At 32.7% G+C, this 17795-nt stretch carries 13 protein-coding genes; 6 read left to right on the top strand and 7 right to left on the bottom strand.

Features of this window, described 5'->3' with window-relative positions; translation table 11 throughout:
* Window positions 1-2 precede the first annotated feature (2 nt).
* The 4 genes from Q1A60_RS09500 to Q1A60_RS09485 all read left to right on the top strand — a co-directional run bounded on the left by Q1A60_RS09500 (window position 3) and on the right by Q1A60_RS09485 (window position 5378).
* Window positions 3-1058, top strand: a complete 1056-nt coding sequence (locus tag Q1A60_RS09500) for a bestrophin family ion channel (RefSeq protein WP_299764949.1) — start codon at window positions 3-5, stop codon at window positions 1056-1058.
* Window positions 1059-1123: 65 nt separating this feature from the next.
* Window positions 1124-1627, top strand: a complete 504-nt coding sequence (locus tag Q1A60_RS09495) for a hypothetical protein (RefSeq protein WP_299682627.1) — start codon at window positions 1124-1126, stop codon at window positions 1625-1627.
* A gap of 564 nt (window positions 1628-2191) precedes the next feature.
* Entirely contained in the window at window positions 2192-3328 is a 1137-nt protein-coding gene (locus Q1A60_RS09490) for a helix-turn-helix domain-containing protein (RefSeq protein ID WP_299764951.1), read from the top strand.
* 364 nt (window positions 3329-3692) lie between these two features.
* On the top strand, window positions 3693-5378 hold the full coding sequence (locus Q1A60_RS09485) for a T9SS type A sorting domain-containing protein (RefSeq protein WP_299764953.1): 1686 nt from the start codon (window positions 3693-3695) through the stop codon (window positions 5376-5378).
* A gap of 143 nt (window positions 5379-5521) precedes the next feature.
* Here the strand turns inward: Q1A60_RS09485 and Q1A60_RS09480 are convergent, their stop codons facing one another.
* The 7 genes from Q1A60_RS09480 to Q1A60_RS09450 form a co-directional block, all read right to left on the bottom strand.
* The gene (locus tag Q1A60_RS09480; protein ID WP_299764955.1) at window positions 5522-6091 is read right to left on the bottom strand and encodes a TlpA disulfide reductase family protein; all 570 of its coding nucleotides are present in this window, start codon (window positions 6089-6091) and stop codon (window positions 5522-5524) included.
* 32 nt (window positions 6092-6123) lie between these two features.
* Window positions 6124-6792 carry a Crp/Fnr family transcriptional regulator gene (locus Q1A60_RS09475; RefSeq protein WP_299764957.1) on the bottom strand — a complete coding sequence of 223 codons (669 nt, stop codon included), beginning with the start codon at window positions 6790-6792 and terminating at the stop codon, window positions 6124-6126.
* A gap of 105 nt (window positions 6793-6897) precedes the next feature.
* Window positions 6898-9168, bottom strand: coding sequence for an aconitate hydratase (locus tag Q1A60_RS09470; RefSeq protein WP_299764959.1), 2271 nt, complete (start codon window positions 9166-9168; stop codon window positions 6898-6900).
* Window positions 9169-9451: 283 nt separating this feature from the next.
* Complete coding sequence (locus tag Q1A60_RS09465; protein WP_299764961.1) at window positions 9452-10405, bottom strand: MoxR family ATPase; 954 nt, start codon at window positions 10403-10405, stop codon at window positions 9452-9454.
* A gap of 5 nt (window positions 10406-10410) precedes the next feature.
* Window positions 10411-11778, bottom strand: coding sequence for a peptidylprolyl isomerase (locus tag Q1A60_RS09460; protein WP_363322582.1), 1368 nt, complete (start codon window positions 11776-11778; stop codon window positions 10411-10413).
* Window positions 11762-12622 (bottom strand): peptidyl-prolyl cis-trans isomerase, encoded by an 861-nt coding sequence (locus Q1A60_RS09455; protein WP_299764966.1) that lies wholly within the window; start codon window positions 12620-12622, stop codon window positions 11762-11764. The genes Q1A60_RS09460 and Q1A60_RS09455 overlap by 17 nt, the downstream gene beginning before the upstream one ends.
* Window positions 12623-14578: a peptidylprolyl isomerase gene (locus Q1A60_RS09450; protein ID WP_299764968.1), complete on the bottom strand. Its 1956-nt coding sequence runs from the start codon at window positions 14576-14578 to the stop codon at window positions 12623-12625. It abuts the gene before it with no gap.
* A 128-nt stretch (window positions 14579-14706) separates the two neighbouring features.
* On the opposite strand from Q1A60_RS09450, the gene Q1A60_RS09445 reads away from it, so the two are divergent.
* Window positions 14707-16953: an ATP-binding protein gene (locus tag Q1A60_RS09445; RefSeq protein ID WP_299764970.1), complete on the top strand. Its 2247-nt coding sequence runs from the start codon at window positions 14707-14709 to the stop codon at window positions 16951-16953.
* Window positions 16954-17023: 70 nt separating this feature from the next.
* Window positions 17024-17389: a hypothetical protein gene (locus Q1A60_RS09440; RefSeq protein ID WP_299764972.1), complete on the top strand. Its 366-nt coding sequence runs from the start codon at window positions 17024-17026 to the stop codon at window positions 17387-17389.
* Window positions 17390-17795 lie beyond the last annotated feature (406 nt).

Below are 17795 nucleotides of genomic sequence, written 5' to 3'. Positions count from 1 at the left end.
CTATGCATACCAAAAAAAGATACACAGCCTTTCAAATGGCTGTCTGGACACGTTTTGAAACATTATTATTTCTATTGATTATAGTAGCTTGGGTAACTGCTTATTTCTTTCTGGACCTTTCTTGGCTAAAAATACCTTGGACACCCTTAGCACTTATAGGCACTGCAGTTGCTTTTGTGATAGGATTTCAAAATAATGCTGCTTATGGCCGTATCTGGGAAGCTCGAAAAATATGGGGCGGGATTGTAAATACATCTAGAATATTAGGTATGTATCTTCAGGATATGATTACCAATGAGCATGCAATATCTCCTCTGAAAGAAGAAGAATTATCCAAAGAGATTAAAACACTTACATATAGACATATTGGGTGGATGACTGCTTTACGTCACGCAATGCGCGCATCAAAACCCTGGGAAACAACTTCAAACCACAGAACAAATCGCGAGTGGAATATGCACCCTCCAGAAAAAGAAAGCGTTGTAGAAGAGGATATAAAATCGTATATCTCAGATAGTGATCACGCCTATACCATGAGTAAAAATAATAAACAAACAGCTTTATTATACCTACAATCACATCACTTAAAAGCATTAAAAGAAAAAGGTCTTATTTGGGAATTCGCCTTCTTACAATTAGAAGGCGTTTTGGAAGAACTTTTTACTTTACAAGGCAAAAGCGAACACATCAAAAACTTTCCATATCCAAGACATTTTGCAACGCTTAATCACTTCTTTATGTGGATTTTTGTTTTGTTATTACCATTGGCATTAGTCCCTCAATTTGCCGAAATAGGCCTAGAGATTACAAATCAAAACTCATTTATAGGAACATACTTCATATGGCTTACAATTCCATTTTATGTAATTGTTGCTTGGATATTCCATACCATGGAACGTATAGGAAGAACTGGAGAAAATCCATTTGAAGGAACAGCAAATGATGTTCCTATTTCCACAATCGCAAGAGGTATTGAAATTGATTTACGACAGAATCTAGGAGAATCGTTAGATGAAATTCCTGAGCAGTTCCCAGTTAGGAACGATACACAGTTTTAAAATAGAAGTACGACGCATTGTAATACATAATTCTATTATTAGTATGCCTCAAATATTGACTCATTATGAAGAAAATAACATATGCATTATCGATTTTAGTATTTATTATATGCATAGCTTGTAAAGAAACTAGTTCTAATGCTTTGGAAAAAAAAGTAAATACAAAGCTAACTCAACTAGATAGTATGGACTTAGCACATGCTAAAAGTATTGCTCATGCTGAAGACCATATTACAAATGCATATGTATCTGACAGTATGTTATATTTAAATGCTACTATTAAAAAAGATCATAGAATATTTGGATATGCACAACCTGATACGATATCCAAACGCCTATTTCTTTTATCTGTCTTTACCAATGATGTAAAAAACAATCCTTTTAATTTAGATTTAGGAGCATATTACGAATTAAATGAATATACACAGCTTCGTATAAAATATCAAAGTCACAATGATCATTTTGTAGAAACTATCGCTACAGATAGTCTGGGTAGAACAATGGCTCTTTATTTTGAAAAGAAATGGGTAGACTTAGAAGATGAAAATGTAATTCCTATAGATGAATAAGAGTCATTAAACTAAGATCCCGTTAGATACTGAAACAAGTTCGTAAACAACGAGATTAGCATGCCTGTAAGCATAGGTAGATTTAATTATCAATTTTGTTTAGATTTAGTAATTAAGTACCTAGCCTACTATTAATTTATCTAATGTCTCACGCACTTCTTTACTAATCCAATCGGCGGCGCCTTTTTCTTTGATAACTATTTTTCCTGTTTTATCAATGATATAAAAAAATTAGATAAATTTCATTTTGAGAAATAGCAAATGGTGATTCTATATTCACAATTATTGGAGGTATTGAAATTAATTTACTACAAAACCAAGAAGAATCGTTAGATGGGATTTCTGAGCGATTCTAAACTGGAAGTCATATGCAGTTTTAATTACTTGTTAAAATAATTGATTTTCAAAACTAGAAGTTTTTATAACTAATTCTTCGATGAAATAACAGATAATATCGTTTTTATGTTACTTATAGAAATAAGAAGAAATAACATAATATTACCTCTACTTTTGCACTATATTGTATTAATAATAAAAATTTTATTCTAAATAATTTCCCTTGCCTTGATAGAAGAATTTCATTTCAACATTTTCAATAGTATTATAGCTGTAGGTGTCATTCACGGTTTTTTTTTTAGTTTTTTTATTTTCTTTCGAAAGAAATACAATACAAAACTTCATGTTTTTTTAGCACTTACTGTGCTTGCATTATCACTTAATAATTTACAGTACTGGTTATATGATGTAGAATTATTAAAAAATTCACCCGTATTAACAAAAGCATATTTTCTATTTGAAATGCTTATTGGACCTTTTTTCTATTTATTTGTGGATGCATATTTACAAAAACAAATCTGCTTTAAAAAAGTAGCTTTAGTACTTACACCATTTGGAATAGCGACTATCTCTAGATTTATCTCCTATACTACTTTTCAAGAAGAAGTCTATAAAAGAGTTTATAATTCTTATTTAGAAATTGTCATCTTAATATTTAATATACTATTCTTGTTTCTCATTTTTAGGGCAATATTTATTTATGAAAAGAAATCAAAACTTCAAGATGGTAATAAAATAATCATTAAAACCGCATGGCTAAAAACAACATTATTTGTAGCATTAGGGACTATAGTGTTTTGGGTTTTAGGAAATCACTTCATAACATTACCTGGTTTTACTAGGTATTACCCACTTTGGATTACCATTTCTTTCTTAATATACTGGATTGCGTATGCAGCAATTTTTAAAGCAAAACTATTCAAAGAGCGAAAGGTAATTAGAAAAAAAGTAGCTATACTTGAACCAAAGTCCTTTATACAACCACAATCTTTAGTCAATTCGAAATCAGAAAAAAAGAAAACAAATAGTAAACTATACGCTGATTTTGAGCAACTCATTACAGAAGAAAAACTATACCTTAATTCACAATTATCACTAGACTATACAGCTACTAAACTAAACATAAGTGCAAATTATTTATCACAGATTGTAAATAATCATTCTAACTATAGTTTTACAGATTATATAAACCAACAACGTATAGGTCTTGCAAAACAATTATTAGTAGATCCTGAATTTGACAAGTATACAATACTTTCAATTGCACTAGAAACCGGATTTAACTCTAAATCTAGTTTTTACAACGCCTTTAAAAAAGTAACCCAAATCACTCCTACTCAGTATAAAAAATCTCAACTTAATTAATCTATTAAAAATTATTTTGAAATTCATTTACAACTAATTATTTTGATTCATTTGACATCTCTTCGTCAATTAGTGATAAAATGAATCTATAAATCTCATATTCATAAAGTGAAGATCTATAAATACTTAAAATAAGTAATTCTAAAGTATTAATCAATCCTAATTACTATACATAAATAGCATATAACTCTAATAAACAATGCTTTAAATAAAATAATAACTATACATTTCTTGCTATTATTTCATAATGTGAATCAACACCTATAAAGTTGTCCAATATTTTTGACTATCAAAGATATGAGACATCCATAACTACAAGTCAATGTAATATTGCAGTGTAATTAATTAAACATTAAAAAAGCACATGAAAAAAATTACTTTATTAACTGTATTTATGCTATTTAGTTTTACTGCATTTGCGCAGCAAGGACCTTTTCTCTATCAAGTAGAAGCAAACTGGCTCGCTGAATGTGATACAGAAACACCATTAACGACAGAAGACTTTGAAGGATCTCCTAGTGGAGTAGCATTTTGTGGTCCAGAATTATCAAGCACCGTTTCTAGTAATTGTTTTCCTGACGGTGAACTAGAAGATGGTTTTACAATTACTATAGAAAATGACGCAAATATACTTTATGCTCCTCCAGGACAACTAGGATCAAATCAAGATGTTCCTACTATAGGAGCAGAAGGTAATACAGGAAACTTCACTATAGTTACATTTACAGAAGCTGTGACGCGTGTAGCTTTTGATATTTTTGGAGTTTCTAATACCAATGGTAATGGTATCATTCGAGTTTTTGATACTAATGATACGCTTCTAGAAACTTTTGACATCACATACATTGTATCAGATTTTGATTTCTTTGGAATTCATTCTTCAGAACTAATTGGAAGAATTGAACTGGAAGATGCAGATAATGGTGATGCACTTTTTGTTTCAAATCTACGTTTTGGAACTTGTCGTGTAAATGATGATCCAGCCACTGCAACTATGCTTACCGTAGGTGATGTTTTTGAAGATAATGTGATAGATGGTATTAATAATTTTGCATCAGATTCTCAGCTTGTAGATCCAACAATTCCGGCACCAGGTTGTGCCAGTTATAACGGCGGTGATGTTTGGTTTTCTGCTACTGTACCTGCAAGTGGATCTATAACAGTTGAGTCGCAATTTTCTGAAAATTCTGCTCTAGGAGATTCTGGAATTGCTTTATATACAGAAGATCTTACAGAAGTATTAGATTGTGATGATGATGACGGTGAGGGATTATTCTCATTAATCTCACTTACAGATCGTACGCCTGGAGAAATAGTACTGATACGTGTTTGGGAATTTGGAGGTAATGGTTTTGGAGAATTTATGATATCTGCTTACGATTTTTCTCCTCCACCTAACGACCTTATTGAAAATGCGATAGATGTAGATGAGCTAGGATTCCCATATACAGATAACAATGTAAATTTTCCAGATGCTACAGGTGATTCAATAACTAACTCTAATGGCTGTAGCATAACAACTACTAGATCGGTATGGTACAAATTTACAACAACTGATGAAGGGACTATAACTGCAAATTTTGAAGATCCTACAAATAATGATAATAAAACTATTATATTTTATAGTGCTGCTGATGAAAACGCTACGTTAGATGATCTTACTTATGTTAATAGTGGCACCAATACTTGTGGTTTTAACCTAGAGGTATCCTTCGAAGCAGATGCAAATCAAACCTATTATGCTTTTGCACAAGCATCTACTTCAATACAGACAATAAATATAGACAGCGACGCTTTACTAAGCACAGAAGAAGCTACTATAGAAGGGTTCTCTTTCTTTCCAAATCCTGTAGAAGATATCTTGAACATAAATGCTACCCAATCTATAGAACAGGTCGTTATATATAACATTACAGGGCAAAAAGTAGTAGAGCAAGAAGTAAATGCCACAAATACTCAGCTTTCTATAGGAAGGCTACCTACTGGAATTTATTTAATGACAGCAAGATCAGGAGCAATAACAAGTACATATAAAGTAATCAAAAAGTAATCACTAACCATTCTATTAATATCTCACTAAAACGAAACCCCTATTTGCAATAAATAGGGATTTTACTATACATAAAAGTGTCCTGTATAATTTACTCTGTAAGTAAATGCAGACTAATATTCTTATTTCTTTAGGCTGTACTGTTAATTAGTTGCAATCAACTTATCCAATGTCTCACGCACTTCTGTGCTATTCCAATCGGCGGCGCCTTTTTCTTTGATAACGATTTTTCCCGTTTTATCAATGATATAATTGGTAGGTATGCTACGTTCAAAAAGTAATTCAGGAGTTTCCATTTCTGGGAAAACTGCTGGAATATTAAGTTGTTTACGCTCTAAAAAACGTTTTACTTTATCTGGTTTTTCATTTGTAATCAGTACAAAATCTACTTTATTTCCATAATCGGCATATAACTTTTCAATACTCGGCAACTCAGCAATACAGGGAGGGCACCAAGTAGCCCAATAACTTATAAATGTTACTTTTCCCTGCCCTATTTCAGCATTACGAGAAAGACCATCTATAGAAGAAACTTTATAGGTAAATGGCTCTAATTGTGCTTGGTCTGCTTTCGCGAAAGCGGAAGGAGAAAATATCTGTACTTTCAGTTTATTAATCGCCACCTGAATAGGAGTTCTAGTTTGCGGAATAATCAACAATGCAATTACAACAAGGAATAAGATATTTTTTAAACTGAATTTTTTCTTTTTCATAATCGTGTAAATTCTATATACCAAGATACATATTAATCAGTTTGTTTTAAACGAATTTCTTTCCCATTAAAGTCTAGCTTATCCACCGATTTTAACTCATTAAGAATTGTGTTTAATGTAGGTCTTGATGTTCCTATTAATGTCGCAATATCTTTCTGGGTATACGGATGATTTATAACAATATCTCCTGTTTCTGGGCAACAGTACCCGTAATCATCTTCCAATTCTTTGATAAATTCTATCACACGTGTTTTTGTGTCTTTAAAAAGTAATACTTCCAGACGTCTTTCAAGTTTTTTAAATCGAAAACCTAAAAATTTATACATCTTAAGGCTAAAAGATTCATTATCTCTCATCAAATCTTGCATCGTTTCTACGGCTACAGGACAAATACAAGTGTTATGATCTAATGATTGTGCAAATTCAGTTCGGTTTTCAACACCAAGAATGGCTTTTTCACCAAAGAGTTCTCCTTTAGTTAAAATGGCTTTAATAACCTCTTCTCCATTTTCACCATAATACCCAAGTTTTACTTTTCCTTTTTCAATAAGGTATACTTTGTTGGCATTATCATCTTCTGAGTAGATATAATCTCTCTTTTTATATTGAGAGAATTTATGTGATTTTTTAAAGCGTTTTAATTTATGAGGGCATAGCAACCCAAAAACATTTACATCTTCAAGAAACCAAGTTTTTTTCATTGTGTGGGGAGTAGTTTCACTTTAAGTCGAGGTCTTTAGTACTTGCTTACAAAAAAAAGAGCCATCCATGAGGATAGCTCTTTTATAACATCTATAGTAAGTAAATTATGCTGCATTCTCCTTTTTGATAAGGTTTAAGGCACTTCCTTCATTGTACCAATCAATTTGTGATTGGTTATACGTATGATTTACTTTGATAGTATCTTTACTTCCATCTGCATGAACAACTTCAATTGTTAATTGCTTTTCAGGAGCAAATTCATTTAAATCTACAAAGTTGAAAGTATCATCTTCTTTAATTAAATCATAATCTGCTTCGTTTGCAAACGTAAGTCCAAGCATTCCTTGTTTTTTAAGGTTGGTCTCATGTATACGTGCAAAACTTTTTACAATTACAGCGGCAACTCCTAAATGACGTGGTTGCATTGCAGCATGCTCACGAGAAGATCCTTCTCCATAGTTATGATCTCCCACCACTATAGTTTTAATTCCTTCTGCTTTGTATGCTCTCTGTGTATCAGGTACACCACCATATTCTCCTGTCAATTGATTTTTAACAAAATTTGTCTTTTTGTTATATGCATTTACAGCACCAATTAAGGTATTGTTTGCAATATTATCTAAGTGACCTCTAAAACGTAACCAAGGTCCAGCCATAGAGATATGATCGGTAGTACACTTACCAAATGCTTTTATTAATAATTTAGCCCCCGTAATAGAGTCTCCTAAAGGTACAAATGGCGTTAATAGTTGTAAACGTTCTGAAGTTTCATTTACAACAACATTAATCTTACTTCCATCTTCTTCTGGAGCTAGGTATCCATTATCTTTTACGTCAAAACCTTTTGGAGGTAATTCCCATCCTGTAGGCTCATCAAACATCACTTCTTGTCCTTCTTCATTAATTAATGAGTCCGTAAGCGGATTAAAATCTAAACGTCCTGCAATCGCAATCGCTGCTGTTAATTCTGGTGACGCTACAAAGGCATGTGTATTAGGATTTCCATCGGCACGCTTAGCAAAGTTTCTATTAAAAGAATGTACAATACTATTTTTTGGTGCATTTTTAGGATCATTATAACGAGCCCATTGTCCTATACATGGACCACAAGCATTTGTAAAGATTCTAGCATCTAGGTTTTCAAATACTTCTAAGATACCATCTCTTTCTGCTGTATATCGTACTTGCTCAGAACCTGGGTTAATTCCTAATTCTGCTTTCATTTTTATTCCTTTGTCTAAAGCTTGTTGCGCGATAGAAGAGGCTCTTGATAAATCTTCATACGATGAGTTCGTACAAGATCCTATTAATCCCCACTCTACTTGTAGTGGCCATTCATTAGCTGTTGCTTTTTCAGTCATTTCACCCCCTACTGCCGTAGATAAATCTGGAGTAAAAGGTCCATTTAATAATGGGCCTAATTCTGAAAGGTTAATTTCTATTACTTGATCAAAATATTGCTCAGGGTTTGCATATACTTCTGCATCTGCAGTTAAGTGTTCTTTTACTTGGTTTGCAGCATCTGCTACATCTGCTCTTTCTGTAGCTCTTAGGTAGCGTTCCATAGATTCATCATATCCAAAAGTAGATGTTGTTGCTCCTATTTCAGCTCCCATATTACAAATAGTTCCTTTACCAGTACATGACATCGCTGTAGCACCAGGTCCAAAATATTCAACCACAGCTCCAGTTCCTCCTTTTACGGTAAGAATTTCGGCTACTTTAAGAATTACATCTTTTGGTGCTGTCCATCCGCTTAGTTTTCCGGTGAGCTTTACACCTATGAGTTTTGGAAATTTAAGCTCCCAAGCCATTCCAGCCATTACATCTACAGCATCTGCTCCTCCTACTCCAATAGCAATCATACCTAATCCTCCAGCATTTACTGTATGAGAATCTGTTCCAATCATCATTCCGCCTGGGAATGCATAATTTTCTAAAACTACTTGATGAATAATACCCGCGCCTGGTTTCCAGAAACCAATTCCATATTTATTAGATACAGATTCTAGGAAGTTAAATACTTCACTACTTACATCATTTGCATGTTTTAAATCTGTTGCCGCACCTTCTTTTGCTTGGATTAAGTGATCACAATGTACCGTTGTAGGTACTGCTACTTTATCTTTTCCAGCTTGCATAAACTGTAATAAAGCCATTTGAGCTGTTGCATCTTGACAAGCGATTCTATCAGGAGCAAAATCTACATAATTTTTTCCTCTCGTAAAGGCTTTTGTTGGTTTGCCTTCCCATAAATGAGAGTATAAAATCTTTTCAGAAAGTGTTAATGGTCTTCCTACAAGATCACGAGCAGTATCTACACGCTCGGCCATTCTTGCGTAGACTTCCTTGATCATATCAATATCAAATGCCATATGCTTTTTGGTGTATTAAGTTATTTTCTGGTTACTAAGTGTTATTTTCAGTCTCGCGAAATTACGAAATCATAGCGACAAAGACAACAGTATCTAAGACGACAGCCACAATAAAAACCAACAGCTTATTTAGGAAAAATTAATGCTTATTTATACGAAAATCACAAAAACAGGTATGCAAAATTAGAGATTCTACAATTTAGAGGGTATAATCACTATAAATGCTGTATACGCTTTCGCGAAAGCGTACTCAGAAACATTGAAATAATATCAAGGAAAAGTGTTAAAAGAGACTCTTAATAATATCTTCAATACTTAACCCTTCTGCTTCTGCTTTATAATTTTTAATTAATCTGTGACGTAAAATTCCAGTAGCTACGGCTTGTACATCTTCTATATCTGGTGAATATTTGCCTTTTACAGCAGCATGTGTTTTTGCACCAAGAATTAGGTTTTGTGATGCTCTTGGACCTGCTCCCCAATCTACATAATCATTTACGATTTGTGCAGCAGCTTCCGTCTTAGGTCTTGTTTTACTAACTAATTGCACCGCATATTCTATTACATTATCTGCTACAGGGATACGACGAATTAATTGTTGGAAATTGATAATTTCTTGATCGGAAAAGAGAGAATTTACCGTTGGTTTATTATCTGAAGTCGTTGCTTTTACAACATCTACTTCTTCTTGAAACGAGGGATAATCAAGATTGATAGCAAACATAAAACGGTCTAATTGTGCTTCTGGTAACGGATAGGTTCCTTCTTGCTCAATAGGGTTTTGCGTTGCTAGCACAAAATAAGGCAAACTTAATGGATATCTAGTTCCAGCCACTGTTACAATACGTTCTTGCATCGCTTCAAGTAGTGCTGCCTGTGTTTTGGGTGGTGTACGGTTAATTTCGTCTGCTAAAATAATGTTTGAAAAAACAGGCCCTTTTATAAATTTAAACTGACGAGATTCATCTAAAATTTCTGATCCTAAAATATCACTAGGCATTAAATCTGGCGTAAACTGAATACGTTTAAAATCTAATCCTAATGCCGTTGCAATCGTATTTACCATTAATGTCTTTGCGAGACCAGGCACACCTATAAGTAATGCATGACCTCCAGAAAATATAGAGAGTAGTATCTCATCTATTACTTTTTCTTGTCCTACAATTACTTTTGCAATTTCGGCTTTAAGTTGTTTATGTTTTTCTACTAATTGATTTATAGCAGCTACGTCTGACATATGTTTTATTTTTTCAACCAGTTACTTACATATTCACAGTCACGGTTATCACCATTCACTTTAATATAAGTCTCTTCTATTTTTTTCTTTTGCCACTCTGAGATTGCTTTAATTTGTTTTTCTCTAAGTGCTAAATCTTTAATCTTAATGTAATCTTTAGAGTAGTCGGCTTTATGCTCTTCTAATCTATTTTTTACTGTCAATATTTTATAACGCGTCTTTCCTGTACGACTAGGATCATTAAACACTAATGATACTTCTTGATCTTTTAGGTTGCTTACTTTTGTGTACAAGGTAGGATCTAATTTATTCAATTCAAAGCGCTTATCTAATGTAACAGGGTTTACTAATACCCCACCATCAAATTTTGTTTCTTTCTCATCAGAAAATTCACGTGCCGCTGCATCAAACGTAAGTTCTCCTTCTTCAATACGTTTTTTGATACGCTCAATCTTATCTTTTGCTTCTTCTTCTTGTGCTTTTCCTACTTCTGGTATTAAAAGGATATGTCTAATCTCTAATTTATCGCCTCGTATTTTTTCTAGTGTTGCAATATGGAATCCATATTCTGTTTCAAAAGGTTCACTTACTTCACCTTCTTGTAAACCAAATACAACATCTCTAAATTCTTTTACTAGAGGTGTTTTTCTATTTATAGTCATAAAACCACCATCTCCACGAGAAGCTCCATCATCTGTATATAATACCGCTTTTGTAGCAAAGCTACTTCCATTATCAATAATATCAGATCTAAAGCTATTAAGACGATCTATTACACGTTGACGTTCTGCATCGGTTGCTTTAGGTTCTACTACAATTTGCGCGATTTCAAGTTCTACACCAAACGTTGGTAACTCATCTTTAGGAATACTTTCAAAAAAAGATTTTACTTCATCTGGAGTAACATCTACACTAGAAATAATCTTTTCATTCATACTTTCTGATAGACGAATATCTCTACGTATTGAGAATAACTCAGCTCTTAGTTCTGCGATATTATCTTTCTTATAGTATTCAATAACTTTCTGAATAGATCCTAATTGTTGCGCAAAACGATCTATAATTTGATCTACTTCTGAGTCTATCTGTGCATCATTTACAACAATACTATCCTGAATCGCATGATGTGCTAGTAATTTATCTTCTAGTAATTTTCCCATGACTTGACAAGGCGTAATATCTACAGAAGATTGACCTTGACTTTTAATATCAAATAAAAATTTATCGATATCACTTTCTAAAATTAGGTAGTCACCTACTACTCCAGCAACACCATCTACTTTAAACTTTGTTTTAGTATTTGTAGCCACATCCTGTGCAAATAATGGTTGACATACAAATAATACAATAAGGGTTCTAATTATAAATTTCAAATTTTTTGTTTTTAATAGCATCATCTTTAATCTCCTTTTCAAGTTGCTTTGTAAGTGTTAACTTTCGTTTATTTCTTATAATTTGATCAATGGTTGGTCTTACATATGTTAAGGGAGCAATATCATTACGTGATAACGTTTCCTTGACAGCGATCAAATATAAACCTAATGAATCTCGTAGTTGTAAGAAATTGGTTTTTTTTAACAAATTATCGGCATTTGTAGCGTCTATAGGATGAATACTGTTTTGAACTACACTGCGTTTTACCCAAATAGAATCATTTAAAAAGTAATTCTTAAACTGTAAACGTATAGAATCTAATACTACTTTGTCTTCATCTTTAAAATTTATAAAGAGCTTAGCTACTTCGTTACCATTATTATAATCTGTAGCTAAATGAATGTATCGTAGTTTTACTAACTCTTCATTAAGTCTAAAATTTTCTTTATTATGATCATAAAATTGCTGTGCTTCCTGATCAGATACAACACTATCTAATCGTTGTTGTATTAACCTATCTTTATATAGTTTTATATATAAATCAGTGCGATATTCTTGTACTAACTGCTCAAACTTATCTTGTTCTTCTTTCGATACATTAAGCAATGCACCATCTAACAACAATCGATTTGTAGCCCAATCATTTATGTAACTATTTACTATTGTAGTACTATCTATAGAAAAATCTGTGTTTTTAAAGAGTTCTTCAATCTCTGAAGTATATAAATAAGAATCATTGACTCTAGCAACTGCATTTTGATCTGAAGTTGTTTTATTAAAAAAGTTACAAGAACTAATTAGTAAGCAACTTACAAATAGCAATATGTATGATGATAGCTTCATTTACTTCAATGTCTTAACAAAACGATCTAAGACAGTTTCGTTTACTTCTATTGATGCATTTTCTTTAAGGCCTTGTAACCAAGTCTTTTCTATATGCTTTTGGTAATCATTAATAACAGCTCCTTTTGTCTCTTCAAAGGTGGGTAGTTTTGAAGGAATAATGCTTTCTACTTGGTAAAGAACATAATCTGTATTCAAACTATATATCGGACTAACTCCAATTTTAGGTGTGTAACCCGATACTACATAGGTAGTATCATTAGTAGCGACCTCACGTTTTGTAAATAAAACGTTTATTTCTTCATTTATATTGAACTTCTTTTCAATTTCTTCTTGGGTTTTTCCTTTTTTCAGTAGTTTTTTGACCGTTGTAAGTGTCTTTTTATCAGAAGATGTAATCATGGTCATCTTCAGAGTTTCAGGCACTCTGTAAGATTCTTTATGTACTTCAAAGTATTTTTTAATTCCTATAGTATCTGTTTTTGCTACTTTCCAAACCTTAGTTTCTAGTAATTCAAAAAGCAATAATCCTTCTCTATACTCTCTGATAAGCGCTTTAAATTCAGGATCTACATCTTCAAGATGATCCTCATGAAATTTTTTGATGGTTTTATTCGTCCAAACAAACGCTTGTTCCTTGATAAGTTGTTCTTTGTTCGTATACGCTCCTCCTCTTTGAAAACGTTCTAAATATTTTCCGAAAGCATCATAGGTATATGAAGTATCTTTTATGGTAAGAGCTGCTGTTTTTCTTTCAAAATCGTTAGGGCTATATTGCCATTTTCTAGAAATGAAATCTGCATCCGTAAAAACAGAAGCAAAATACGTTTGAAGTGCTTTATTTTCTACAATCCCATATCTTGCACGTAACTTTGATTCTAGTGAATCTGATATTTGTTTAGCGCGAATATCTCGTTTAAGTTTTTCTTCTAAAGCCCCTCGTTCTTCATCATATGAACCTATAGGAAATCGTTTAATTAGTTTTGCTATATGCCATCCAAACTCCGATTTAAACGGCTGTGTATAACTTCCTTTCTCCTTTATATTAAATACTTGTTCTTCAAATATTTTACTGCTCAATTGCCCAGACTCAAAACGATCCAGTTGCCCTCCTTTTATAGCAGATCTCTTGTCATCACTATGAGTTTGTGCTAATTTTTCAAAAGACTCTCCTTGTGCTAATAGCGCATAGATTTCTTTAATACGTTTTGCTGGATCTAATGCTGTATCCTTTTGTTTTAAGGCTAACATAATATGTGCTACCTGAATACCACCTCGTGCTTGACGTTTATCTGTCGTTTGAACTATATGATATCCAAATCGTGTTTTAAAAGGTTTAGATACTTTTCCTTTTTCTGTAGTAAATGCAGCTGTTTCAAATGGATATACCATTTTAAATGCTTTAAACCATCCTAGTTCTCCTCCATTAGATTGTGCAGATGGATCTTCACTGTACTCTTTTGCGATTACTTCAAAATCTTCCCCAGCTGCAATACGATTTCGAGCTTCTATAATTTTATTGTATGCTTTTAACGTATCCTGAGGCAAAGCACCTGGATTGTTTTTCACAAGTATATGACGTGCTTTCACCTCTGTTACTGTTCGGTCATAGGCTTCCTTTATTAAAGACTCTGTTACATCTACATCAGTAAGGTAATTTTTAATGAGTTGTGATCTATAACCACTAAGCTCCTTAATATAGGCTGGGTTTTTATCCAACCCTTCTTTATAAGCTTCTTGTACTTTTAGCTTATACTCTTTAAATAACTCTAAATATGCTCTAGGATCTTTTTGAGCTTCGTCTTGAACTAAACTAATATTTTTAAGATAGACAGCTTTAAACTCTTCTACAGTGATATCTTGTCCATTGATAGTCAAGAGTACATCATCATTATTCTGAGCATAGCTCATTGAGAAGCTAAGCAGTACTAAAAAGGTATATAGGAATTTTATCATAACAAATATAAGGGTGTGCAAAAATAACAAATCTAAAGTGCTACACAAGGATCAAATAGAATATGAAAGGTGTTTCTTTTTCGTTAAAAAGAACACAGTCGCATTTTTTCTGTATTTTAACCAAAATTATGATGTATAATGCCCCCTATTATTCATTTTTTAAAAAACTACGCTTTCGTTCCTTTAGGTCTAAAGCAATTCTTTCTTTCTTGACCTTTTTAGCCTCTCTAATTGTTTGGGCTGCCTCCTATTTTTATATTCATAGAAAAGATACACTTTCAGATACCATATCTATTGCTATTCTTGATACTTCTAAACAATTCAACGCTAATATTGATAATTATAACACCTTTTTTTATACTGGATACAGAGACGCTGCCTTTTATGATAAATCAGAAGCAAGTTCATTATATATCTATTTAGCTAATTTACGATCTATACCCGAGCAATTAGAAACTATAAAAGCACAAGCCTCTAGTATAGATATCCCATTAGATATAAAAACAATTACTGATAATTATAAAACATTACGCAAAGAAGTTCTTACGCTTGTCGCGAAAATGGAGCGAAGAGGCTATAAAAATTTTGGAATAGAAGGTAAAATGCAAGAAAAAGCACAATTGCTTATTGATAGTGATGCTATTGATCAAACAACTATTCTAAAGCTTCGTAACTATGAAAAGGATTTCTTATTACGAGGCGAAAAGCAATATTACAGTGATTTCAATTACTTATCAAGTCAGTTACTGAACAATACACGCTTATCAGATAGTACTCGCATTCTATTAAGAGGGTACCAAGAAGATTTTAGAACACTAGTATCTCTTAATGATGAAATAGGATATTATTCAAATAGTGGATTACACAAACAGATTACAACCCTACATAGTACGATACAAAAAGACTTTTCTGATATAAGTGTTGCTACGAGTACAGAGATAGAATCTAAAAAAACAACACAAATAACAGCCACTTCTATCACGAGTATCTTATTTGCCTTTATACTCGTTTTACTTGTCTTTTATCTTTCTAAAAACCTCACCAAAGGAGTTCAAAAACTTAACACAGATATTGCCCACTTTATAGAAAGCGATTTTGAAGATATACAAGAAATAGAGTCTGATCATACTATTTTAGAAATAGACTCTCTTTTTTCTAGTTATCAAAAATTAAAAGAAACCCTTATAAACAACATAGAAGAACTTGAAGTAACAGCAAAAAAAGCAACTGACAATGCAAATTACAAGACGCAATTTCTATCTAAAATGAGTCATGAGATGCGAACTCCCCTTAATGGTATTCAAGGAATGCTACATTTATTAAGGTCTTCTGACGAATCTCCCCAAAAACGAGAAGAATATATTGCTATTGTTGATCGTTCTGTGCATCAATTATCAGATTTGATTACCATGATCTTAGATCATTCGAGATTAGAGACTGGAAATTTAGAAATACAAGAACGATCTGTAAATCTTGAGCAAGATATCACACAGCTAATGCGCATTTTTGAATATCAAGCAAAAGAAAAAAGTTTAGACTTTGAATATCATAATTCCTGTGATACAAATTATAAAGTATATGTAGACTCTTTACGTATACAACAAGTGCTCATTAACTTAATGAAAAACGCGATTAAGTTTACCCAAACAGGCAAAATTACTATCACTATAGAAGAACTCGATTTTTCAAATGATATTCAACTAGTACGATTTGTTGTAGAAGATACTGGAATTGGAATGGACGAAAGTGATTTTGATAGATTGCTTGAATCTTTTGAACAAGGAGACAACTCAAAAACAAGAAAGTTTGATGGAGCGGGATTAGGATTATCACTCTCAAATAACTTATTGAAACTAATGGGAAGTAAATTATGTGTAGAAAGTAGCCTTGGAAATGGTACTACATTTTATTTTGATTTACCGCTTAAAAAAGCAGAGTCAAAAATTAGAAAAGAAGTATCAAAAAAGATTGAAGTAGCGTTATCAGATAACCCTGAAAACATCCATGTGCTTATTGTTGAGGATAATAAAATCAATCAAAAAGTACTGGAACGCTTATTATCACAACTAAAAATTAGCTGCGACATTGCATCCAACGGAAAAGAAGGTATTGCCCTATTTAAGAAAAACACCTATAACCTTATCCTTATGGATATTAATATGCCGGTTATGGGAGGTGTCGAAGCTGCTAAACAAATAAAGTCCTTAAAAAAGTACAAAACCCAAGCTGCACCCCCCATTATTGCAGTCACTGCTGGTGTTGCCTCAGAGAGTGATAGTTTTACTTCAGAAAATAGTCTGGATGAGTTTCTAGGAAAACCTATTGATTTTGACACCTTAAAAATGATTATAAAGAAATACTTGAATATAAATTGAGTTAAAAGATTCTTTATAGATTTTAACACAACCTTTTTTACTTTTCTACATCTACATAAAAAATGATGTTATGAAACATAAGATACTTTTTATCCTAGTAATGATCCTGACTATTAGTTGTACTACTGACGATGATACTGAGGTTCGGTTACGACTTGCTAATGTGAGTGCTTTTGATTACTCAAACATTATTATCAGAAATGGTGTTTCCTATGAAGACTTAGAAGCTGGAAGTATTTCTGAGTACCAAACTTTTGAATCTTCCTATAGATATATGTTTGTACAATTAGTCATTGACCAAGACACCCTAATCATACAGCCTATTGACTTTGTTGGAGAATCATTAATTCGTAAAGGCAATTATACCTATGAAATAGATGCCAATTTTGAAAATAATGATGTCGGTACTTTAAATGCTATTTTAGTAAGAGATTAAATCAATATTATAAAAAACCACTCGCAACGTTCTCTTTATATACTGATGCTATTTTTATACGCTTTCGCGAAAGCGTATACAGAATAAATACCCATAAAAAGATGCAATATCATTTGCCCCTTGAATTTCTGAGATTCTAAAACACGTTTGGGATAAGCGACTCGCACATTTTTGTCAAAAGGCAAAATGACTCTATGAGATCCTGATCTGCATCAGGATAAGCGACTCGCACGCTTTTGCTAAAAGGTAAAATAACTCTATGAGATCCTGATCTGCATCAGGATAAGCGACTCACACGCTTTTGCCAAAAGGTAAAATGACTCTATGAAATCCTGATCTGCATCAGGATAAGCGACTCGCACGCTTTTGCTAAAAGGTAAAATAACTCTATGAGATCCTGATCTGC

Origin of the sequence: uncultured Dokdonia sp. (assembly GCF_947492535.1) — a bacterium.
In the GTDB taxonomy this organism is placed as follows: Bacteria; Bacteroidota; Bacteroidia; order Flavobacteriales; family Flavobacteriaceae; genus Dokdonia.
This window is presented reverse-complemented; position numbering and strand designations above follow the sequence as displayed.

What these genes read in the sequence shown, in the direction of transcription:
- Q1A60_RS09485 (WP_299764953.1), top strand. Translation starts at nt 3,693, where the DNA reads ATGAAAAAAATTACTTTATTAACTGTATTTATGCTATTTAGTTTTACT.
- Q1A60_RS09500 (WP_299764949.1), top strand. Translation starts at nt 3, where the DNA reads ATGCATACCAAAAAAAGATACACAGCCTTTCAAATGGCTGTCTGGACA.
- Q1A60_RS09495 (WP_299682627.1), top strand. Translation starts at nt 1,124, where the DNA reads ATGAAGAAAATAACATATGCATTATCGATTTTAGTATTTATTATATGC.
- Q1A60_RS09445 (WP_299764970.1), top strand. Translation starts at nt 14,707, where the DNA reads ATGATGTATAATGCCCCCTATTATTCATTTTTTAAAAAACTACGCTTT.
- Q1A60_RS09450 (WP_299764968.1), bottom strand. Translation starts at nt 14,578, where the DNA reads ATGATAAAATTCCTATATACCTTTTTAGTACTGCTTAGCTTCTCAATG.
- Q1A60_RS09455 (WP_299764966.1), bottom strand. Translation starts at nt 12,622, where the DNA reads ATGAAGCTATCATCATACATATTGCTATTTGTAAGTTGCTTACTAATT.
- Q1A60_RS09470 (WP_299764959.1), bottom strand. Translation starts at nt 9,168, where the DNA reads ATGGCATTTGATATTGATATGATCAAGGAAGTCTACGCAAGAATGGCC.
- Q1A60_RS09480 (WP_299764955.1), bottom strand. Translation starts at nt 6,091, where the DNA reads ATGAAAAAGAAAAAATTCAGTTTAAAAAATATCTTATTCCTTGTTGTA.
- Q1A60_RS09465 (WP_299764961.1), bottom strand. Translation starts at nt 10,405, where the DNA reads ATGTCAGACGTAGCTGCTATAAATCAATTAGTAGAAAAACATAAACAA.
- Q1A60_RS09475 (WP_299764957.1), bottom strand. Translation starts at nt 6,792, where the DNA reads ATGAAAAAAACTTGGTTTCTTGAAGATGTAAATGTTTTTGGGTTGCTA.
- Q1A60_RS09440 (WP_299764972.1), top strand. Translation starts at nt 17,024, where the DNA reads ATGAAACATAAGATACTTTTTATCCTAGTAATGATCCTGACTATTAGT.